We start from the raw sequence: 2,883 nt of genomic DNA on the forward strand, positions 1-2,883 counted from the left end.
GAGGAGCGGCGCGAGACGCCCGGGCAGGCACTGTTCCCACTGGCCGTTGGAGGCCACGCGTGTTACGAAGTCGAGGGTCTCGGGGTCGATCGCCAGCGGGCGGCCCACGTCGTAACCGACGAAGAGGCGCTCCCCCATGGGCTGGAGATTGGTGTTGGCCATGTTGGTGAAACCAAACGGCGAGGCTTCCATGACGAAGAACTTCTTGAAGAGCGCAGGGAAGCGTTCCTTTAGCTGCTCGACCGGTGTGTGAATGCGCCGCGTGCGTGCGCGGATCTTGCCGGCACTCGTGGGGGCGCATTCGATCTTGAGCACCATGCCCGACTCGCTGAACCAGTGCCCGCCGGGCCGGCGCTTGTCGGGGCCGATGATGAACACCGCGCCCTCGGCGTCGGTAGGCCAGGCGCCCTGCGTGAGCGTGAGGTCCCACTGGTTCTCGCCCACTCCATAAAAGAGGTTCTGCGTCAGCGTCGCCATGGCCGTCCTCCCACACCGGTTCTGCAATAGATGTTAACGTAGTAAACATTGCTTCCGGTCGCAAGGGGCGGCTCCCGGTGAAACAAATCGGCCGCTTGTTCAGCAATTTTATCCAATGATTTCAAGGTGTTCGACGTTCACTGCTCCGTTGACTCGCCAGTCAACAGGCGGGTAGCCTCACTCCACCAATCGGGGTGAGCCAGTGAGTGAGCGGCCACCCACGCGGGAGGATTCCATGATCTCATTCGAGCTGAGCGAAGAACAAAAGCAGATGCAGGAGACCGCGCACCGGTTTGCAGAGACCGAGATGCGCGCCCAGGACGAGACCTATCGCAAGTGCGAGCAGTCGGCCAGCGTGCCCGGCAAGATGGTCGCCGCCTATGACGAGAACGGTTTCGGCGTGATCGACATTCCCGAAGAGGCCGGCGGCCTGGGGCAGGGGATCGTCACACGCACCATCGTCGAAGAAGAACTCGCGTGGGGCGACGTCGGTATCGCTGTCGCCCTCGACCGGCCCGGCCTTGGCGCCGCGGCCATCTGCGCGCTGGGCAGCGCCGAGCAGATCAAGAAACACCTGGGCGACCTTGGCGCCAAGCCCAAGACCATCGCCCTGTGCCTGTCCGAGGACGACGTTGCCTCCGAGACTTATGGCGCGATCGCAACGAAGGCCGAAGGCGGCAAGCTCACCGGCAAGAAGCGCTGGGTGGTGGGCGGCCTGGAGGCCGATCTCTACGTGGTCTTCGCCCGCACGAGCGAGGAGACCGGCTGGGCCGGCGTGCGTGCCTTCGTCGTCGAGAAAGGCGCTGCGGGACTCACGCTCGGCAAAGCCGATGCGCGCCTTGGCGTGCTGACGGCGCCGAGCTGCACGGCTGAATTATCGGGCACGCCGGGCGAAGAACTCACCGGCGCCGAAGACATGGGCGCGGCTATTGTGGTGTTTCTAAATCGCGCCCGCGTGCTGACGGCGGCGCGCCTTGTGGGCGTGGCCCGCGCGAGCGCCGAATACGCGCGCGATTACGCCATGCAGCGCCCGGCCTTCGGCAAGATGATCGGGCAGTTCCAGTCCATCGCCTTCATGATCGCCGACGCACACACCGAGGTGAACGCCGCACGCTGGCTCGTCTGGCAGGCGGCCGATGCCCTGGACAAGGGCAAGGACGCCACCAAGCAGGCCTGCATGGCGCTCACCCACGCGGCCGATGTGGCCACGCGCATCTGCACTGACGGCGTCCAGATTCTGGGCGGTGCGGGCTTCATTCAGGACTACCCGGTGGAGAAATGGCTGCGTGATGCGCGCGAGCTCTCGCTCACCATGGGTCCCGAGTCCCTGAACAACGCCCTGGCGGCCGATGCCATTTTGGGCCCCATCACCGACTGACACCTTCCGCGGGCCCTTTGGTCCGCGCTCTTGACTGCAGGAGCAGAAACCATGATCGAATTTGAACTGGAACCAGGACAGCGCAACATCCAGCAGATGGTGCGCTTTTTCGCCAAGAGTGAGCTGCGCCCCAAGGCGCTGGAGTTCGACAAGAACGGCGTCTCCGATGAATTCCTCCGCAAGGTGCAGAAGATGGGTATCGGCGCGGGTGCCGTTCCCAAGGAAATGGGCGGCGACGATGCGGGCGTGAGACCCGACTCCAGGGGCGTCTCCCAGAGCAACCGCATGGGCGTCATCGCCGCTGAGGAAATGTCATGGGGCGATCCCGGCGTCATCCTCACCTTCCCGGGCCCGGGCCTTGGCGGCCCGCCGGTGGCCATTACCGGCACGCCCGAGCAGAAGGAGCGCTGCTTCTCCATCTTCGCCAAGGATAAGGACCCGGCCTGGGGAGCCTACGGGCTGACCGAGCCGGGTGCGGGCTCCGACGCGGCCAATATCTCGACTACCTGCCGCAAGGACGGCGATTACTACGTGCTCAACGGTACCAAGTGCTTCATCACCAACGGCGGCCGCGCCTCCTGGGTCGTGGTCTTCGCTACCCTGGACAAGACCAAGGGGCGCGAGGCGCACCGGGCGTTCATCGTCGAGAAGGGCACGCCGGGCTTCAGCCTCGGCAAGATCGAGAAGAAGCTGGGGCTTCGCTCCTCGGAGACTGCAGAGCTCGTCTTCGATGAATGCCGTGTCCACAAGGACAACCTGCTGGGCGGGGAAGAGCACTACGAGAAGATGGGCTCGGGCGGCTTCAAGACCGCGATGAAGACCTTCGATTCAACCCGTCCGCCGGTGGCCGCGATGGCGACGGGGATTGCCCGGGCTTCATACGAGCTGGCCCGCGACGCCTCCAAGGAGATCTACATGCTTGGCCGCCCGCTCGCGCGCAACCAGGTCGTCCGCGAGAAGCTCGCCGAGATGGAGCGCAAGATCACGGCCGCACGCCTGATGATCTGGCACGCCACCTGGATGGCCGA

The 2,883-nt window shown here is 64.9% G+C and carries 3 protein-coding genes; 2 read left to right on the forward strand and 1 reads right to left on the reverse strand.

Going from position 1 to position 2,883, the window contains the following annotated elements:
* The coding region (locus KDH09_05625; GenBank protein ID MCB0219156.1) for a carotenoid oxygenase family protein at nt 1-477 on the reverse strand (477 nt) is incomplete at its 3' end.
* Nucleotides 478-712: 235 nt separating this feature from the next.
* Between KDH09_05625 and KDH09_05630 the strand changes: the two genes are divergently transcribed.
* The gene (locus tag KDH09_05630) at nt 713-1,855 is read left to right on the forward strand and encodes an acyl-CoA dehydrogenase family protein (GenBank protein MCB0219157.1); all 1,143 of its coding nucleotides are present in this window, start codon (nt 713-715) and stop codon (nt 1,853-1,855) included.
* Nucleotides 1,856-1,906: 51 nt separating this feature from the next.
* Nucleotides 1,907-2,883: acyl-CoA dehydrogenase family protein (locus KDH09_05635; GenBank protein MCB0219158.1), on the forward strand; the 977-nt coding region annotated here is incomplete at its 3' end.

This window comes from Chrysiogenia bacterium (genome assembly GCA_020434085.1).
GTDB lineage: Bacteria > JAGRBM01 > JAGRBM01 > JAGRBM01 > JAGRBM01 > JAGRBM01.